At 66.4% G+C, this 16,711-nt stretch carries 16 protein-coding genes, 1 tRNA gene, 1 pseudogene and 1 CRISPR repeat array (1 of these 19 cut by a window edge); of the genes and pseudogenes, 12 read left to right on the plus strand and 6 right to left on the minus strand.

The genetic code is table 11. From position 1 onward, the window contains the following. Positions 1–52: a CRISPR direct-repeat array (repeat unit 36 nt) (it extends 512 nt beyond the left edge of the window). Between the two features lie 2 nt (positions 53–54). From A6A40_RS03705 to A6A40_RS03730, 6 genes are all read left to right on the plus strand, one after another. Next, positions 55–210 carry a major capsid protein gene (locus A6A40_RS03705; protein ID WP_257792287.1) on the plus strand — a complete coding sequence of 52 codons (156 nt, stop codon included), beginning with the start codon at positions 55–57 and terminating at the stop codon, positions 208–210. 494 nt (positions 211–704) lie between these two features. Next, positions 705–1,478: a PDZ domain-containing protein gene (locus A6A40_RS03710; protein ID WP_158279274.1), complete on the plus strand. Its 774-nt coding sequence runs from the start codon at positions 705–707 to the stop codon at positions 1,476–1,478. Between the two features lie 21 nt (positions 1,479–1,499). After that, positions 1,500–1,817 carry a hypothetical protein gene (locus A6A40_RS03715; RefSeq protein WP_063634165.1) on the plus strand — a complete coding sequence of 106 codons (318 nt, stop codon included), beginning with the start codon at positions 1,500–1,502 and terminating at the stop codon, positions 1,815–1,817. A 495-nt stretch (positions 1,818–2,312) separates the two neighbouring features. Next, positions 2,313–2,732 (plus strand): organic hydroperoxide resistance protein, encoded by a 420-nt coding sequence (locus A6A40_RS03720; protein WP_063634166.1) that lies wholly within the window; start codon positions 2,313–2,315, stop codon positions 2,730–2,732. A gap of 153 nt (positions 2,733–2,885) precedes the next feature. Continuing rightward, positions 2,886–3,341, plus strand: coding sequence for a MarR family winged helix-turn-helix transcriptional regulator (locus A6A40_RS03725; protein WP_063634167.1), 456 nt, complete (start codon positions 2,886–2,888; stop codon positions 3,339–3,341). A gap of 88 nt (positions 3,342–3,429) precedes the next feature. Then, entirely contained in the window at positions 3,430–4,032 is a 603-nt protein-coding gene (locus tag A6A40_RS03730; protein WP_063636107.1) for a GNAT family N-acetyltransferase, read from the plus strand. Here A6A40_RS03730 and A6A40_RS03735 read toward each other — a convergent pair. The 3 genes from A6A40_RS03735 to arsC all read right to left on the minus strand — a co-directional run bounded on the left by A6A40_RS03735 (position 4,023) and on the right by arsC (position 5,843). After that, positions 4,023–4,355 (minus strand): alpha/beta fold hydrolase, encoded by a 333-nt coding sequence (locus A6A40_RS03735; protein ID WP_063634168.1) that lies wholly within the window; start codon positions 4,353–4,355, stop codon positions 4,023–4,025. The genes A6A40_RS03730 and A6A40_RS03735 overlap by 10 nt on opposite strands. A 179-nt stretch (positions 4,356–4,534) precedes the next feature. Further along, positions 4,535–5,467 carry a 50S ribosomal protein L3 N(5)-glutamine methyltransferase gene (gene prmB / locus A6A40_RS03740; RefSeq protein ID WP_063634169.1) on the minus strand — a complete coding sequence of 311 codons (933 nt, stop codon included), beginning with the start codon at positions 5,465–5,467 and terminating at the stop codon, positions 4,535–4,537. Between the two features lie 34 nt (positions 5,468–5,501). Further along, a complete protein-coding gene (arsC, locus tag A6A40_RS03745) occupies positions 5,502–5,843 on the minus strand; it encodes an arsenate reductase (glutaredoxin) (protein ID WP_063634170.1) in 342 nt (113 codons plus the stop codon). Between the two features lie 218 nt (positions 5,844–6,061). Between arsC and serA the strand changes: the two genes are divergently transcribed. After that, on the plus strand, positions 6,062–7,306 hold the full coding sequence (serA, locus tag A6A40_RS03750; RefSeq protein ID WP_063636108.1) for a phosphoglycerate dehydrogenase: 1,245 nt from the start codon (positions 6,062–6,064) through the stop codon (positions 7,304–7,306). 93 nt (positions 7,307–7,399) lie between these two features. Further along, entirely contained in the window at positions 7,400–8,134 is a 735-nt protein-coding gene (locus A6A40_RS03755; RefSeq protein WP_063634171.1) for a hypothetical protein, read from the plus strand. Between the two features lie 21 nt (positions 8,135–8,155). Here the strand turns inward: A6A40_RS03755 and A6A40_RS03760 are convergent, their stop codons facing one another. Both A6A40_RS03760 and carA read right to left on the minus strand, forming a co-directional pair. Continuing rightward, positions 8,156–8,500, minus strand: a complete 345-nt coding sequence (locus A6A40_RS03760) for an HNH endonuclease (protein ID WP_063634172.1) — start codon at positions 8,498–8,500, stop codon at positions 8,156–8,158. Positions 8,501–8,615: 115 nt separating this feature from the next. Beyond that, positions 8,616–9,788 carry a glutamine-hydrolyzing carbamoyl-phosphate synthase small subunit gene (gene carA / locus A6A40_RS03765; protein ID WP_063634173.1) on the minus strand — a complete coding sequence of 391 codons (1,173 nt, stop codon included), beginning with the start codon at positions 9,786–9,788 and terminating at the stop codon, positions 8,616–8,618. A 365-nt stretch (positions 9,789–10,153) separates the two neighbouring features. Between carA and A6A40_RS03770 the strand changes: the two genes are divergently transcribed. The 4 genes from A6A40_RS03770 (at position 10,154) to A6A40_RS03785 (ending at position 15,171) form a co-directional block, all read left to right on the plus strand. Then, positions 10,154–10,618: a GatB/YqeY domain-containing protein gene (locus A6A40_RS03770; protein ID WP_063634174.1), complete on the plus strand. Its 465-nt coding sequence runs from the start codon at positions 10,154–10,156 to the stop codon at positions 10,616–10,618. Positions 10,619–10,842: 224 nt separating this feature from the next. Next, a complete protein-coding gene (gene dnaG / locus A6A40_RS03775) occupies positions 10,843–12,750 on the plus strand; it encodes a DNA primase (protein ID WP_063634175.1) in 1,908 nt (635 codons plus the stop codon). A 210-nt stretch (positions 12,751–12,960) separates the two neighbouring features. After that, on the plus strand, positions 12,961–14,961 hold the full coding sequence (gene rpoD / locus A6A40_RS03780) for an RNA polymerase sigma factor RpoD (RefSeq protein WP_063634176.1): 2,001 nt from the start codon (positions 12,961–12,963) through the stop codon (positions 14,959–14,961). A 134-nt stretch (positions 14,962–15,095) separates the two neighbouring features. Beyond that, positions 15,096–15,171, plus strand: a tRNA-Ile gene (locus A6A40_RS03785). Between the two features lie 449 nt (positions 15,172–15,620). Here the strand turns inward: A6A40_RS03785 and A6A40_RS32385 are convergent. Beyond that, positions 15,621–16,586: pseudogene (locus A6A40_RS32385) on the minus strand (tyrosine-type recombinase/integrase); the annotation flags it as partial. Positions 16,587–16,711 lie beyond the last annotated feature (125 nt).

Consider the following 16,711-nt stretch of genomic DNA (forward strand, 5'->3'; position numbering starts at 1 on the left):
CATCCTGGACCCGTTCATTGTAGCCGCTGGGGGATCGGGGGCCAGCCGCAACAGCTGGGCGCAACCGGTGCCATGGAGGGCACCCAGGCCCACGGCGCCATCCTCGACCCGCGCGCCGGCCAGCAGGCCCTGAAGGTCTTCCCCAAGAGTTGGATCGAAGAGAACCCGGGCCGGCGCCTGCTGCTGAGCCAGTCGGCGCCGCTGGTCTAGGGGATGCCGCATATCATGCTGCAGGCCAATTCAACCCCTCAGCATCATTTCAGAATGTGAAGTGAATATGTGGTGAATTTTTCTGCGCCGACACGCGTAAATTTGTGGAGTGCTTTCAGTCTCGCGCGCCACTTGCGTTGCATTGTCCGATGACAATGAAAACCACGCCTGGGTGTCCCAACCATTCTGCAAGGCTCTTGCACTGGCGTTCACCCGTGTCGATGACAGTGACCGTACCCGCCTTGATGCTGCGGCATCACAGACCCGGAGAGTCCGGCGGAGCGTTGGCGTTGAAATGGGGAAAGAAGGCGACTCGCACCTTTCGCCACTTTTATTACCGATTTCGAGCGGGCACACTGCAACCCGGAATGGGTGGGATGGCCGGCTCATCTCGGGAGAGGCCTGCCGGATAGCAGATTCAGCGGGAAGCCCTTTGGTGAATGCACGGCGGAGGAGATTCGATGCAGAACGGTCGCACAGCAGCCTCTCTATGGATGGCAGCGCTTGTGATGGTTTCGGGGGCGGGGATGCTGTCGGGTTGTGCGGTCGATCCGGTCGGGCTGGCGATAGGTGCCGCGGGCGGCGCCGGCGCACCGTCGCAGGCGTCTCAGGTGGCGGAGACGGCGTCATACTACCGCGGCACGAGCTGTCAGGCGCTGGCGATGCTGCTGCAAACGAACACCGACAGCCTGTCATCGACGCCGCCGGAGTACCGCCAATCGATGTCGGTCAACATCCAGGCCTTGCGCCAGGTCATGACGGAACAGCGCTGTCCGCCTTCCGGTTCGGGTGCGGCGGCGGGAGCGAGGTCCGACTTGGCTCCGGGCACCACCGCCGGGTCAATGGGCTTGGGCGGAACCGCGATCGGCACGCCGCCCGGATCGGCAACGGTATCGGCGAACGAGCCGCAGGGCAGGGTGGGAATGTCGGTGGCCCCGGTGACGGCCCAACTGGCGCAGGCCGTGGGGCTGGAGGCTCCGCGCGGCTTGTTGGTGGTGGAACTGATGCCGGGCCAAGCGGCCGATGTGTCGGGTATCCGGCCGGGCGACGTGATTCTCGAGGTCCGTGGCGTGGCGATGGCCGATCCGATGCAGATACGCCGCGTGTTGGGCCAGGTACCGGATGGGCAGAGCGTGCTTGTGAAACTGTGGCGCGGCCGCGAATTGCACGAACTGGCCGTGGGGCCGGTTGCCAGCAACACCCCGGCGCTGCCGGCGGGCGCCGTCCATGCCGATGCGCCGGCCCCAATGGCCGCCCCGCGCCGCTAGCGCTTCTGCGTGGCGCAACTGATGACCTCGGGCACTCCTGCCGGCGGCGTGCGCTCGCCGCTGTTCACGGTGCGCAACACCGGCAGCGAGGCGGAGATCGCCAAGGTCATGGCGGCCTTCCTGCTGGCGGCACAGAAGGCTCAACCCGGCCGGTGGCTGGCTCCGCAGATGCGGCCGACCTGCAATCGGGATTCGACCGTATGCAGCTCGGTCAACGCTGACTCGGAGGTTCTGATGCTGCTGTGCCGGACGGAACGCGAGGAGGGGGCGCAGCTGTACGGGGCCCTCAGCCAGAGCAAGCAGCTGACCGAGCTGGCTTGGTCGCCGCCGACGCCGTGAGACGGACCGGGGGAGAGCGCCGGCAGCCCCCTCGACGGGCTGGTCCTTGGTTGGCTCGTCGCTCATCAGGGTCTCCAGTGTTCGGCTGCCTGACTCCAACAGCCGCCGTCCCGGATCATCCCCGACCTGACCAATGCCGAGTTGCGGTTCGTCGGTAGCGCCGCAGGGTCTCTCGATAGGAGTGATACCGGCGAGCGGAGCCGCTGACTCACGGAGAGGGATTCCCAAGGTTGGCAATCCATCATTCGCTTCGCCATCGCAATGGGAAGGAGCGAATGGACGACGATGCCGTCGTCCAGGCCTGCTGCTGTGACGCCTGGAACACCACACGGGAGTCATGCGCCAAACGCATTTCGCACAATTGAATTGCGCATGATCAAATAAATTGCGCGCAATTGAATTGTGAGCGATGCTCCTCCTCACGAGATCGCCGGCGGCGGTTCTTCCCACCGTCCGGCCAACCCATCCCCGATATCCAGTGAAGGAGAGAGCAGCATGAAGACCCTCTATTCGACGACGGTGTCCGCCACCGGTGGCCGCGACGGCAAAGCCGTGAGCGAGGATGGGCTGTTGTCCGTCGCGCTGGCGGCGCCGAAGGAATTGGGCGGGCAGGGCGGGGCCACCAACCCCGAGCAGCTGTTTGCCGCCGGCTATTCCGCCTGCTTCATCGGTGCCATCAAGTTTGTCGGCAATCGCGACAAGATCGCCGTGCCGGCCGACCTGTCGGTGACCGCCACGGTTGGCATCGGTGCCCGCGACGATGGCGAGGGCTTTGGCCTGACCGTGGATTTCATCGTGTCTCTGCCGGGCATGGACAAGGCCGCGGCCGAGGATCTGCTGGCCCGCGCCCACAAGGTCTGTCCTTACAGCCATGCCACCAAGGGCAACATCCCGGTCACCACGACGGTCGCATGAGGCTGTTGCCTATGGTTTGCGTCGCGTGAATGCCTGAGGCGTCATGCTTCAGGATTGCGCCGCCGGGCTGTTGCGCGCGATTGTGCCGTACGCATGATCGGCCGGCGCGCAACAGCCCGGCGGCGCGCGCCGTTTCGAAGGTTCCACCAAGCCATGACTGCCGACAGGAACGATCCGCTTCTGCTCTCCAACCAGGCCTGCTTCGCCCTGTATTCGGCGAACCTGGCGATGACCCGCGTCTATCGTCCGCTGCTGGAGTCGCTCGGCCTGACCTACCCGCAATATCTGATGATGTTGCTGCTGTGGGAGGAGGATGGGCAGTCGATGAAGGCGCTGGGCGAAAGGCTTGGCCTGGACAGCGGAACGCTCACTCCGCTGCTGAAGCGGATGGAAGGACAGGGGCTGGTCACCCGCGCCCGCGATCCGCAGGATGAACGGCTTGTCCGCATCCGCCTGACGCCGGAGGGGGCCGCGTTGCGCGGGAAGGCCGCGTGTCTGCCGACCCACATCGCTGCCGCTTCCGGCTGTTCGGTCGAGGAACTGACCTCCCTGCGCGAGGCGTTGCTGAAGCTGCGCGACGATCTCAACCGGGCTGCGGACCAGGGCTGAGCCGATCCGGCGGCGTCGGAAGGGGCTGGAAATCGGCGACCGAACGGCCTTTCCTGTGCGGCCGATTTCCGGAAAGAAGGTGCTTGGCGTGACTCATCATATCTTCGACGACCGTCTTCGCATCCGTTCGGGCGATGCCGACGACGCGCCGGACCTCGCCCGGCTGATCGACATTGCCGGCGGCGGGGTCTATGGCTTCCTTCTGGATGGGCTGATGCCGGGGCTGACGGCGGCGGAGATGCTGATGCCGGGCCTCGCCGGGCGCAGCGGTTCGCTGTCCCACCGGCAGAGCGGCGTCGCTGAACTGGACGGGCAGGTGGTCGGCGTCGCCCATGGCTATCCCGCCGACTGGATCCGCACGGAGGATCACAGCGGCCTGCCGCCCGACCGGGTTGCCCATATGGCTGCATTCTCCGAAATGCTGGACTGGGGCAGCTATTTCCTGTCGGCCCTGGCAGTCGATCCGCAGCAGCGGCGTCACGGCATCGCCGGACGGCTGCTCGGCTGGTTCTACGAACGGGCGCGGACCGGCGGATTCGACCGGGTCACGCTGCATGTCTGGGCCGACAACGACCCGGCCCGCCGTCTTTATGCCGGCGAGGGGTTCGAGGAGATCGGCCGCGCCGACATCCCCTGGCACCCCCGCCTGCCGCACCGGGGCGGCAGCATCCTCATGCGGCGCTATCTCTGAGCGGCGACGCGCAGCGGCGCTCCTTCGGTCGACATCTCGTCGATGCGGCGCACCACCGGTTCCGGGTCGGCGTAATGCACCATATGGCCGCAATCCGGCACCCAATGCAGGGTGCTGTCGGACAGGACATGGTGCGGGAGGCCGCTCTGCTCCTCCTGCTCGACCACGCGGTCGTGATGGCCGGCGAAGATCGCCACCGGGACTGTTACATCGGCATAGCGGTGCAGCCGGACGCCGTCGACGGTCACGAAGCGCCCGTCCGGAGGATAGCGCCGCTCCGCCGCGCGGGCCGCCGCCGAGTTGGCGACGGCCAGCCCGCCCAAGGCCAGTGCGGTGATGGCCAGGGTCTTGAGGCCAGGGTCTTGAGGCCAGTGTCTTGAGGATGATGGTTTGGCGGTCGGCCATGGCGGTGGTCCTCCCAAGCGGCTGCTGCGATGCAGCATCGTCGAGAGGACAACCGTGGATGTGGGGAAGGCTTCCCGGCTGTGGGAGCGTCAGCCCCTCACTTCCCCGCCTTCAACTGCTCCCGCGTCAGCCAGAACACCTCGCCGAAGCTGTTGGCGGTCTGCAGCCACAGGAAGTCCAGATTGGGATATTCCGCCTCCAGGATTTCCCGGCCGGTACCGAATTCGCACAGCAGGCCGCCGTCGGGGGTCAGGTGCTTGGGGGCTTCCTTCAGGATGCGGCGGACGATGTCCAGCCCGTCGTCGCCGCCGGCCAGCGCCATCTCCGGCTCGGCCCGGAATTCCGGCGGCAGGGCGTCCATCGCCTCGGCGTCGACATAGGGCGGGTTGGTGATGATGACATCGTATTTCCGCGTCTTCAGCGGCGCGAACAGGTCGCCGTGATGCAGGGAGATGCGGTCCTCGAACCCGCTGTCGGCGACATTGCGTCGGGCCACCTCCAGCGCGTCCGCCGACAGATCGACCGCATCGACCTGGGCCTCGGGAAAGATGCGCGCCGCCAGGATGGCGAGGCAGCCGGATCCGGTGCAGAGATCCAGCACCCGCTCGACCGAGGTCGGATCCTCGACCAGAGTGAACTCGTCGCCGCCGAACAGGTCGGAGAACAGAAGTTCCCCGATATAGGAGCGCGGGACGATCACCCGCTCGTCCACATAGAAGGGGATGCCCTGGATATAGGCCTTGTTCAGCAGGTAGGGCGCCGGCTTTCGGGTGTCGATGCGGGCATGGAGGATGCCGGCGACCGCCTCGCGCTCCGCCGCGGTCAGCCGGGCGTCGAGATAGGGGTCGAGCTGGTCGACCGGCAGGTGCAGCGTCTCCAACACCAGGAACACGGCCTCGTCGAAGGCCGTGGTGGTTCCGTGGCCGTAATCGAGCTCGGCCTCGTTGAAGCGGCTGACGCCGTAGCGCAGGAAATCGCGGATGGTCGTCAGTTCGGCGGCGGCGGTGGCGGCGGTGTGCTTGGCAGTCACGGGCGGCAGGCTCCGGTCGGGAACGGGAATGGGATCAGAGGAGGTCCAGCACCGACTCCGGCGGACGGCCGACGCGGGCGCGGTCGCCCTTCACCACGATGGGGCGTTCTATGGCGGCCGGGTTGGCGCTCAGGGCGGCGATCAGCGCCTCGCCGTCCAGATCCTTGGGCAAGCCGGCCTCCGCCGCCTCCTTGGCGCGGGTGATGTCGCGCGGACCCTTGCCCAGCTTGGCGAGGATGGCGGACAGCTCCGCCGGGCCGGGCGGGGTCTTCAGATATTCGACCACCGCCGGCTCGATGCCGCGGGAGCGCAGGAGCTCCAGCGTCTCGCGCGACTTGCTGCAGCGCGGGTTGTGGTAGATCGTCACGTCGCTCATGGCGGGCTTCCAAGTTCGAAGGTCGGTCCGACAGATACACCCAACCCGCGTTCCACGCCAATCCGGCATGCGGAAAGCTCTGTGGCGGCGCAACATCCGTCAGGTGACAAGGGCTGCCATTGGTATTATTTTGCGCGCTCGCTTTTCCGTGGCCCATCGCGCCGTTTCCGGCAGGCGGGCTGCCGATCAGACCCGATGCCCAGATACGGATGCCGGCCGTGACCAAGCTCTCGCTCTCCAAGGACAAGATCAACATCCTCCTTCTGGAAGGTGTCCACGACAACGCCATCGACGAGCTGGCCCGCGGCGGCTATGCCACCGTCGAGCGGCTGCCGCGCGCCCTGGACGAGGATGAGCTGCTGGAGCGCATCGGTGCGGTCCATATCCTGGGCATCCGGTCGCGCACCCATTTGACCGCCAAGGTGTTCGAGGCGGCGCAGAAGCTGATCTCCGTCGGCTGCTTCTGCATCGGCACCAACCAGGTCGACCTGAAGGCGGCGCGCCGCAACGGCATTCCGGTGTTCAACGCCCCCTATTCCAACACCCGCTCGGTGGCGGAACTGGTGATCGGCGAGATCATCATGCTGATGCGCGGCATCTTCGAGAAGTCGCAGCTGGTCCATGGCGGCGGCTGGATGAAGTCGGCCAAGGATTCCTATGAGATTCGCGGCAAGACGCTGGGCATCATCGGCTACGGCCATATCGGCACGCAGGTGTCGATCCTGGCGGAAGCGATGGGCATGCAGGTCCGCTTCTACGACGTCGTGCGCAAGCTGGCGCTCGGCAATGCACGGGCCTGCGATTCGATGGAGGAACTGCTGTCGGTGTCCGACGTGGTGACCCTGCATGTGCCGGACACCCCGCAGACCCGCAACATGATCGGCGCGGGCGAACTGGCGGCCATGAAGAAGGGCAGCCACCTGATCAATGCCGCCCGCGGCCAGGTTGTGGACATCGAGGCGCTGGCCGCCGCGTTGAACAGCGGCCAGGTCCTGGGTGCCGCCATCGACGTGTTCCCGGTCGAGCCCGGCTCCGACAAGGAGGAGTTCCAGAGCGCGCTGCGCGGCATCAAGACCGTCATCCTGACCCCGCACATCGGCGGTTCGACGATGGAGGCGCAGGCCAACATCGGCACCGAGGTGGCGCAGAAGCTGCTCGAATATTCGGACAACGGCTCCACGGTGGGCGCGGTCAACTTCCCGCAGGTGGCGCTGCCGGTCCAGGCCGGCTGCACCCGCTTCCTGCACGTCCACGAGAACCGGCCGGGCATCCTGCGCAAGGTGAACGAGGTGTTCTCCGGCCGCGACCTGAACATCGCCGCCCAGTATCTCCAGACCGATCCGGAGCTGGGCTATGTGGTGGTCGATGTCAATGGCGACGTCGAGGAACTGGAGGTCGTCAACGACCTGCGCGCCATCGAAGGCACCCTGAAGGCGCGCTTCCTGTTCCCGGCGCATCAGTGAGAGGTGGGGATGCCGGCGAGGGTCTGTCGCCGGCATCCCGATCCTCTCTCCATGTCTCTTGTCCGCCGACGGTTTCCTGATATCTGTATCGGGATGACCGTTCGCTTCCTGTTCCTCTTCCTTTCGGGTGTCCTGTTCGCTGCACTGCCGGCTGCTTCGCCGGCTGCGGCGCAGTCCAATGGCTGCAGCGGATTTCCGCCGATCAGGCTCGTATTCGACAGCGTGCTGGCACCGATCCAGCGCGACGACGCGCTGTCGATCGCGCAGCTGACCCGATTGCCGGGACGCACGCCGGGACCGGCCGGGAGCGCCGGCGGCCATGTGCTGGGGCTGACCCTGGCCCGCTATGGCGAACAGTCGCAAGTCTCCGCCCTGTTCAGGACCATGGGCGACGGCACCTATTGCGCATCGGCCAGCACGGTGACCATCAGCTTCGGCTTCCAGCAGCGCATCGTCCATGTCGCCCGCGAAATTCCGGTGAATTCCTGCCTGCATGGCGAGGTGCTGGCCCATGAGATGCGCCATGTCGCGGTGGACGAGGCGTTGCTGCGCGAGATGATGCCGATGATCCGCATCCGGCTGGATCAGGTGCTGGAGGGCATGGCACCGGTACGCTCGCGCAGTCAGGCCCAGGCGATGGCGGCGATCCGCCGGCCGCTCGAATCGGCGATGCGGCGGATCATGCAGGAGTTCGGGCGCGAGCGCGACCGCCGGCAGGCCCAGGTCGATACGGTGGAGGAGTATGAGCGGGTCAGCCGGGTCTGCAACGGCGAGGCCCGCAACTATCTGCCGAAGCCCGCCCAGCGGCAGACCGTGCGCCGGGGATGAACTGGGGAGGCCGAACCCCGATCATCGCTTGCGCCGCCGCCGGTCGGTGGCGTGGCCGTCGGTGAACTCCGGCGGCTTGCGCCGGACCCAGCGGATGAAGGCGGCGATGTCGGGATGTCCGCGCAGGGCCTCGATCCGGTGATACTCGTCGCGCAGCTGCTGCTCGGTCAGCACCGCGTGGATTTTGGCATGGCAGATGCGGTGCATCGTCACCGTGTCCCGGCCGCCATAGGTGCGCGGAACGAGATGATGCTCGTTCAGGCTGGCGCCGGGAACCATCGGCCGGCCGCAGAGCGGGCAGGCGGGACCGTCGGGCGGAGTGACCGGCGCGGGCTTGGCGGCGAAGGGATGATCGGGCAGACACATGCCGATCCATATGGTTTGCCCCGTCGGTCGGCCAAGGCGGGAGCGGTGCTCCAAAGAAAAAGGGGAACCGCGCCGGCGACTCCCCCCTTTCTCGCACCCCGTCCGCTGCCCGGCGTCAGGCCGCCTTCTTCTCGGCGATCAGCTGGACGAAGCGGTCGAACAGATAATGGCTGTCCTGCGGGCCGGGCGAGGCTTCCGGGTGGTACTGCACCGAGAAGACCGGCTTGCCCTTCAGGCGGATGCCCTCGTTGGTGCCGTCGAACAGGCTGACATGGGTGACTTCGGCGTCGGCCGGCAGCGTCTCCGGCATCACGACGAAGCCATGGTTCTGGCTGGTGATCTCGACCCGGCCGGAGGCCAGATCCTTCACCGGATGGTTGGCGCCGCGATGGCCCTGCTGCATCTTGGTGGTCTTGGCGCCCAGCGCCAGCGACAGCATCTGGTGGCCGAGGCAGATGCCGAACATCGGCACTCCGGTGTCGAGCAGGCCCTTGATGGTCGGGACGGCATATTCGCCGGTGGCGGCGGGGTCGCCGGGGCCGTTGGACAGGAAGACACCATCCGGCTGGTGGCGCATCACATCCTCGACCGAGGCGGTCGACGGCACCACCGTCACCTTGCAGCCGGCCGCGGCGAGGCAGCGCAGGATGTTGCGCTTGGCACCGTAATCGATGGCGACGACATGGTACTGCGGCTTGTCCTGGGTGGCGTAGCCGCCACCGATGGTCCAGCCGGCCTCGGTCCAGTCATAGGTCTGGCGGCAGGACACGTCCTTGGCCAGATCCATGCCCTCCAGACCCGGCCAGCCCTTGGCCTTGGCGACCAGCGCCTCGATGTCGAACTTGCCGTCCGGCGCATGGGCGACGACGCCGTTCGGCGCGCCCAGGTCGCGGATGCGGCGGGTCAGCCGCCGGGTGTCGACGCCGGCCAGACCGACCAGCCCGTAGCTTTTCAGCCAGTCGTCCAGGTGGCGGGTGGCTCGCCAGTTCGACGGGTCGGTGATGTCGGCGCGCAGGATCAGGCCGCGGGCGGCCGGCGTGATCGTCTCGATGTCTTCGGCGTTGGCGCCGGTGTTGCCGATGTGCGGGAAAGTGAAGGTGATGATCTGGCCGGCATAGCTGGGATCGGTCAGGATCTCCTGATAGCCGGTCATGGAGGTGTTGAAGCACACCTCGCCCACCGAATCCCCCGTGGCGCCGATGCCTCGGCCGCGGAACACCGTGCCGTCGGCCAGAACAAGCACGCCGGTGTGAACCGCATCGTCGGAGGGGGGAGTGGCGAGAGTCATTCCTGTGAACCTTCCCAAAAACCGCGGCCGGCGACGGATCGGGTGATCGGCGGAACGGCGACGGCCTAGCGTCCCGCCGGGCGCGCACACGGAACCGCTCGCACCCCACCTCCGCCGGTACGGACGGTGACGTGGGATCGAGTGGGCTGATCGGGTGGGCCGGTCATCCTATATGACGATTGGCTGCCGGATTTCCAGCAATAGCTTTGCAAGGCGGCCCTGAAGCGTCGGCACGGCGGCCCGTCGTGCCTTTGCCGGCCGGGCTTTTGTATGGAAATCGACGGGCGCTTTCTGGATAGTCGCCAAATCCGGCCGGATACGGGGCCCGGCCGCATGCCGGGTACGATGAACAAGGAAGACAGGACATGACTCTGCGCACGCAATTCAACGATTCCCTGAAGGATGCGATGCGCGCGAAGGAGATACGCGCGGTCTCGACCATCCGCATGATCCTCGCCGGGCTGAAGGACCGTGACATCGCGGCCCGCACGCGCGGCGTGACCGATGGGATCGATGAGGCGGAGATCCTGTCGATGCTCCAGGCGTTGGTGAAGCAGCGCAACGAATCGGCGGCGCTGTACGAGCAGGGCAACCGTCCCGAGTTGGCCCAGCAGGAGCGCGAGGAGATCGCGGTCATCGAACGCTTCCTGCCCAAGCAGATGAATGACGAGGAGGCCGCCGCCGCCATCGACGCCATCCTGGCCGAGCTGGGTGCCGCCAGCATCAAGGACATGGGCAAGGTGATGGCCGAGCTGAAGGCCCGCCATGCCGGCCAGATGGACTTCGCCAAGGCCGGCGGTCTGGTGAAGGCGCGGCTGTCCGGCAAGTAACGGTTTGAAAACAAGGGGGGGGTGGAGTCTGGGGAGGGGCTCGGATCGCTGCGCAGCCGGTTGTCCGGGCGCCTGCCGCATCCTGTTCGTCCTGTCCCTCGGGCGCCATCCCCGCTGTCGCGGGGCCATCCAGCCCTTGCCGGCAGTGGCGCTGGTCCCCATACCATAGCCTCTGCTATAGGCTTGCGCCTGTTTCCCGTCCGCTCCCCGGTGACCGTTCGACCATGGCTTTCCCGCCCCAATTCCTGGAAGAACTGCGCACCCGGCTGACCCTCTCGGAAGTGGTCTCCAAGCGGCTGCGGCTGATCCGTGCCGGCCGGGAGTACAAGGCCCCCTGTCCGTTCCACAACGAGAAATCGCCGTCCTTCTACGTCAACGACCAGAAGGGCTTTTTCCATTGTTTCGGCTGCGGCGCCCATGGCGACATCATCGGCTTCGTCATGCGTCACGACAATCTCGGCTTCCCCGAGGCGGTCGAGCATCTGGCCGGCGAAGCCGGCTTGCCGGTGCCGCGCCCGACGGAGGAGGACCGGCAGCGTTACGAGCGGCGCAAGACCCTGCATGACCTCGTCGAACAGGCAACCCGCTGGTTCGAGCAGCAATTGCACAGCTCCGCCGGCCGCGCCGGGCTGGATTACTTCATGCGCCGCGGGCTGGACGGAGACAGCATCGCGCGCTTCCGGCTGGGATATGCGCCCGGCGATTCGAACGCGCTGCGCACCCATCTCGGCAAGCAGGGCTTTTCCGACGAGGACATGGTCAATGCCGGGCTGCTGAAGCGGCCGGACGACGGCCGGGCGCCCTACAGCTTCTTCCGCAACCGGGTGATGTTCCCGGTCACCGACCGGCGTGGGCAGGTGGTGGCCTTCGGCGGGCGCATCCTGGAAGGCGACGGGCCGAAATACGTCAACACCGCCGACACGCCCCTCTTTCACAAGGGCACGCTGCTCTACGGCCTGTCGCGGGCGCGGCAGGCGGCGGCGGACGGCAAGCCGGTGATCGTCGCCGAGGGCTACATGGACGTCATCGCCCTGGTCCGCGCCGGATTCGAAGGGGCGGTGGCGCCACTGGGCACCGCGCTGACCGAAACCCAGGTGCAGGAGCTGTGGAAGCTGATCCCGGCGGCGGAGAAGGTGCCATTCCTGTGCTTCGACGGCGACAATGCCGGCCGGCGCGCGGCCTGGCGGGCGGTGGAGCGCATCCTGCCGCACCTCGCCCCCGGCCAGTCGGCCCGTGTCGCCTTCCTGCCGGAGGGCGAGGACCCCGACAGCCTGATCCGCGCGCAAGGGGCCAAGGCGATGGGCGCGGTGCTGGACGCCGCCATCCCGCTGTCCGACGCCCTTTGGCGGATGGAGAGCGAGGGAAGGCCGACCGACACGCCGGAGGCCAAGGCCGCGGTGAAGGCGGCGCTGGAGGCCCGTGTCGCCACCATCGCCGACCGCGATGTCCAGAGCTTCTACCGGACCGAGATGCGCCGCCGCGTCGACGAGGCCTTCGCGCCCGTCCGTCCGGCCTACAACCGCGGTCCCTGGGTGCCCGGGCAGGGCAGGGGGCGCTTCGGCGAGCCGCCGCGCCGCCATGTGCCGGGAGTTCCTGGTCGCCTGACTTCCAAGCCGGCGGGGGAGGGGCGCGGCCGCGCGTCCCGGCTCGCCTCGATGCGCGAGAGGATCCTGCTGGCGACGATCATCAATCATCCCGAGCTGTTCGGCGAGTTGGGCGAGCCTCTCGGCCTGTTGCCGTTCGGTGACCCGGAGCTCGAAAAACTGCGCTGGGCGGTGATCGAATGCCTTTCGGACGATCGTAACCACGACTCGACACTTGACGCCGCAGCGCTTTGTCGCCACTTGTCATCCGCCGGCCACGAGACGATGGTCGGTGCTTTGCTAGGCGAGTCAACCTATGTCCATGCCGGCTTCGCCCGTCCGGAGGCCTCTACGGAGGACGCCAGGAAGGGATGGTGGCCTGCGTGGCGGCATCTGCATCACGAGCGGGTGCTCGACGATCTTAGGGAAGCGAAGGCGGCTTTGACCCGTGACAACAGCGAGGCGAACTTCGCGAGGGTCGTGGCTCTTCAGCAGGAGGTCATCAAGTCCGGTTTGGGTATCGCGGACAGTGACTTTGACGATGTCTGACGGTTGATGGCTTGTGCCGTCGGCGGTTCGGCAACGGCTGACGGGACACCGGGTAACAGGAAGCAGTGATGGGACAGGGCCGCATGGCAGTTTCTGTGATGGCGGGTTCTGGGTAGATACATGGTTGGGGGTGGGGCGGACGGGCCGGGCAACCGGGACCGGGCGCTCCTTTCGTCTTTTTCAATGGGGTAATGCGGGGGCACCGATCGCATGGCCACGAAAGCTGCGAACAGCGTGGAAGTTTCCGAGACGCGGGAGGAATCCGCAGACGGTCCTCTGATGGACGGCATGGGTTTGGCCGTCAAGAAGATGATCGCCCGCGGCAAGGAGCGCGGGTATGTCACCTATGACGAGCTGAACGCAGCGCTGCCGCAGGATTCGTCCTCGTCCGAGCAGATCGAAGACACGATGGCGATGCTGTCCGAGATGGGCATCAACATCGTCGAATCGGAAGAGCAGGATTCGGAGAACAGCGGCGAGGGGGCAGGCGAAGGCGAAGGCCGTTCGTCGGGCAATCTCGACGACGACGACATCGGCCGTACCGACGACCCGGTCCGCATGTACCTGCGCGAGATGGGGTCGGTGGAGCTGCTGTCGCGCGAAGGCGAAATCGCCATCGCCAAGCGGATCGAAGCCGGCCGCGAGATGATGATCGGTGCGATCTGCGAATCGCCCCTCACCATCCGCGCCATCCTGGAGTGGCATGATTCCCTCATGGAAGGGAAGATGCTGCTGCGCGACATCATCGACCTGGACGCCACCTATGGCGGCGGCCCGGACGGCGAGGAGATGCCGGAAGGCCTGGCCGAGGTCGTCGAGGCCGCCGGTGCCGGGGCTGCTCCCGCCGCCGATGCGCCGGCCGGCGAGGACGGCGACGAACCGCGTCCGCCGCGCGCCGAAGGCGAGGGCGAAGAGGGCGAGGAAGGCGAAGAGGGCGACAACAGCCTGTCGCTGTCGGCAATGGAAGCCGCGCTGAAACCGCAGGTCATCGAGACCTTCGAGAACATCAAGGCGACCTACGACAAGCTGCACAAGCTGCATGAGGCCCGCATGGCCGCGATGCAGCGCGGCGAGGACTTGGGCAAGCAGACGGACAAGAAGTACGAGAAGCTCAAGACCGAGATGGTCGAGCTGATGAACACGGTCCGCCTGAACAACCAGCGCATCGAGCAGCTGGTCGAACAGCTCTATGGCCTGAACCGCAAGCTGACCGGTTTCGAAGGCCGCCTGCTGCGCATGGCGACCGACTGCCGGGTGAAGCGCGAGGACTTCCTGAACCAGTATTTCGGACACGAGTTGGACCCGAACTGGCAGGAGCGTATCCGTGGCCTCAACCCCAAGACCTGGGGCAAGTTCGCCGAGAAGTACGACGGCGACATCCGCAAGACGCGCGAGTCGATCGCCCAGGTGGCCGAAGAGGCCCGCCTGCCGATCAACGAGTTCCGCCGCATCGTCTCCACCGTCCAGAAGGGCGAGAAGGAAGCGAGCCGCGCCAAGAAGGAGATGGTCGAGGCGAACCTGCGTCTCGTGATCTCCATCGCCAAGAAGTACACCAACCGCGGCCTTCAGTTCCTGGACCTGATCCAGGAGGGCAACATCGGCCTGATGAAGGCGGTGGACAAGTTCGAGTACCGGCGCGGCTACAAGTTCTCGACCTATGCGACCTGGTGGATTCGCCAGGCCATCACCCGCTCCATCGCGGACCAGGCGCGGACCATCCGCATCCCGGTCCACATGATCGAGACGATCAACAAGCTGGTCCGCACCAGCCGCCAGATGCTGCACGAGATCGGCCGCGAGCCGACTCCGGAGGAACTGGCCGAGCGTCTGATGATGCCGCTGGAGAAGGTCCGCAAGGTCCTGAAGATCGCCAAGGAGCCGATCTCCCTCGAGACGCCGATCGGTGACGAGGAGGATTCGCATCTCGGTGATTTCATCGAGGACAAGAACGCCGTCCTGCCGCTGGACGCCGCCATCCAGGCGAACCTGCGCGAGACGACGACCCGCGTGCTCGCCTCGCTGACGCCGCGTGAGGAGCGTGTGCTGCGCATGCGCTTCGGCATCGGCATGAACACCGACCACACTCTGGAAGAGGTCGGCCAGCAGTTCAACGTGACCCGCGAGCGCATCCGCCAGATCGAGGCGAAGGCGCTGCGCAAGCTGAAGCACCCGTCGCGGTCGCGCAAGCTGCGCAGCTTCCTGGATACCTGATCCGGAAGTCTTATCGTTCGAGACGAAGCGGGGGCCGGAAGGCCTCCGTTTTCGTTTGCGGCCTTCTTGCGTCGGAACGATGAACGAGGGGTTGCATTCCCCCGGAGCTTTGTCGCAAAGTGCGCCCCGCGGTAGGGCCTGTAGTTCAGCGGTTAGAACGCGCCGCTCATAACGGTGTTGTCGTCGGTTCGAATCCGGCCGGGCCCACCACTCTTTTCAAGGGTTTCCGGCAGGTCGCCGTCGTCGTCCTCGCCGTCGCGGCACGCAAGCGGCACGCAATCGCCGAATTCCGTGTTCCGGTAGAGCGGCATGGCTGCCTTCAGCTCCTGCCGGATCGCACTCACCGTGCCGCTCGACACGCCCGTCCGCCGGACCACCTCGGCATGCGGCACGCCGGACAGGATGAGCTGCCGGACCTCCCGACGCTTGTCTTCGCCTATCCCGTGCCGGTATGCCCGGCCGGTGAGGCTGATCTCGATCCCAGAGTCGGGGACTGGCTGCGGGCAATCGATCCGGGCGTGCTTCAGGTGCTTGCGCACCGCCCCCATCACCGCTTCGATAGCTTCCAAGGCGTCGGCCAGGAAGCCGGGCTCGTAGGGCGCGTAGATCGACGTGGTTGCGGCCGAGCCGTCCGGCAGGTGGCCCAGGAACAGGCTGATCTGCTCGGTGGGAACCCGCCGCTTGCGCATCTCGCGTGCCATGCCGTGCCGGATCGAATATGGAGTGACACGCTCGTCCAGCCCTGCTGCTTCGCGGGTGATCCGCCACATGTGCAGGATGGAGCGGATCGGCTGGTTCCGATAGCTGACGTACCGGCCACTTTTCCCCACCGGCTGACTGAGCCATGGGCGCAACGTCGGCGAGACCGGCACCACCGGGCGGAACTTCTTGTTCTGGACGCGGCCGGGTGGGTTGAGGTCGAGAAGCCCATGTTCCGGGTCGTGCTGTGCCGGTTCGAGGTCCAGAACGGCCGCCGGGCGGGCCAACGTGTTGGAGGCGATCAGCAGGAACAGCAGCATGTGGCGTGATTGCGCCGCGTCGATGAGACGCGCCAGTTCCTCCGGGGTGATCGGACGGCCTTTCGGCTGGCGCGCCCGCTTGGCCTCCGCCGTGACCGTCCCGAAGATGTGAGGAACCTCGCTCAGCTCCTGCCATTTCCTGGCGCGGTTCAGCGCCGCCCGCCCGACCGACAGGATGCGATCGATGCCGCTGGCACCGGTTCCCCGGGAGGCCAGCCATTCGCGGAACCGGCGCTGCTCGTGAGGCGTGATGTCGGCAACCGTACGCCCTGTCCAGAATTCCTGCCAGTAGGACAGGCCGAGCCATTGCGTTCGGGAACTCGGCAGGTGCTGGGCGTAGTCGTTCCAGTAGTTCAGCAGGATGGTTTCGATGAGGACGCGATTTGGGGCTGCGTTTCGGGGACGCTCGTTCTCGACGACCCAGGCGGCGAGGAGGAGGCCTGCCTCTTGAAAGTCTGACGTGCCAAGGCTGACACGGCATGTCTGTCGCGTTCCGGACTCGTACCAAGTCCGGCACCATGCGTCGTCCGCGCCGTCACGGCCGGGCTTCTTGCTGAGCCAGTATTGTCCGATCTGGCCAGGACGCTGTTCACGACGTTTGCGCATGGTGGCACCGACTGCTTTTCCACATACTCGCCAAGCTGTCGCATCGTATAGAAGATGTGGCAACCAACCCGAGTATAACCCAACCTTCCCCGTATTCGCTCTGCGCGAATGGTGGATGGCTTAAC

The sequence above is a fragment of the Azospirillum humicireducens genome, assembly GCF_001639105.2.
GTDB classification, from domain to species: domain Bacteria; phylum Pseudomonadota; class Alphaproteobacteria; order Azospirillales; family Azospirillaceae; genus Azospirillum; species Azospirillum humicireducens.

Bases quoted from the DNA above. Each gene is read 5' to 3' on its own strand.
- carA (WP_063634173.1), bottom strand. From the start codon at position 9,788: ATGACTCTCGCCACTCCCCCCTCCGACGATGCGGTTCACACCGGCGTG.
- A6A40_RS03760 (WP_063634172.1), bottom strand. From the start codon at position 8,500: ATGTGTCTGCCCGATCATCCCTTCGCCGCCAAGCCCGCGCCGGTCACT.
- A6A40_RS03770 (WP_063634174.1), top strand. From the start codon at position 10,154: ATGACTCTGCGCACGCAATTCAACGATTCCCTGAAGGATGCGATGCGC.
- A6A40_RS03720 (WP_063634166.1), top strand. From the start codon at position 2,313: ATGAAGACCCTCTATTCGACGACGGTGTCCGCCACCGGTGGCCGCGAC.
- rpoD (WP_063634176.1), top strand. From the start codon at position 12,961: ATGGCCACGAAAGCTGCGAACAGCGTGGAAGTTTCCGAGACGCGGGAG.
- A6A40_RS03715 (WP_063634165.1), top strand. From the start codon at position 1,500: ATGACCTCGGGCACTCCTGCCGGCGGCGTGCGCTCGCCGCTGTTCACG.
- A6A40_RS03755 (WP_063634171.1), top strand. From the start codon at position 7,400: ATGACCGTTCGCTTCCTGTTCCTCTTCCTTTCGGGTGTCCTGTTCGCT.
- arsC (WP_063634170.1), bottom strand. From the start codon at position 5,843: ATGAGCGACGTGACGATCTACCACAACCCGCGCTGCAGCAAGTCGCGC.
- A6A40_RS03710 (WP_158279274.1), top strand. From the start codon at position 705: ATGGCAGCGCTTGTGATGGTTTCGGGGGCGGGGATGCTGTCGGGTTGT.
- dnaG (WP_063634175.1), top strand. From the start codon at position 10,843: ATGGCTTTCCCGCCCCAATTCCTGGAAGAACTGCGCACCCGGCTGACC.
- A6A40_RS03725 (WP_063634167.1), top strand. From the start codon at position 2,886: ATGACTGCCGACAGGAACGATCCGCTTCTGCTCTCCAACCAGGCCTGC.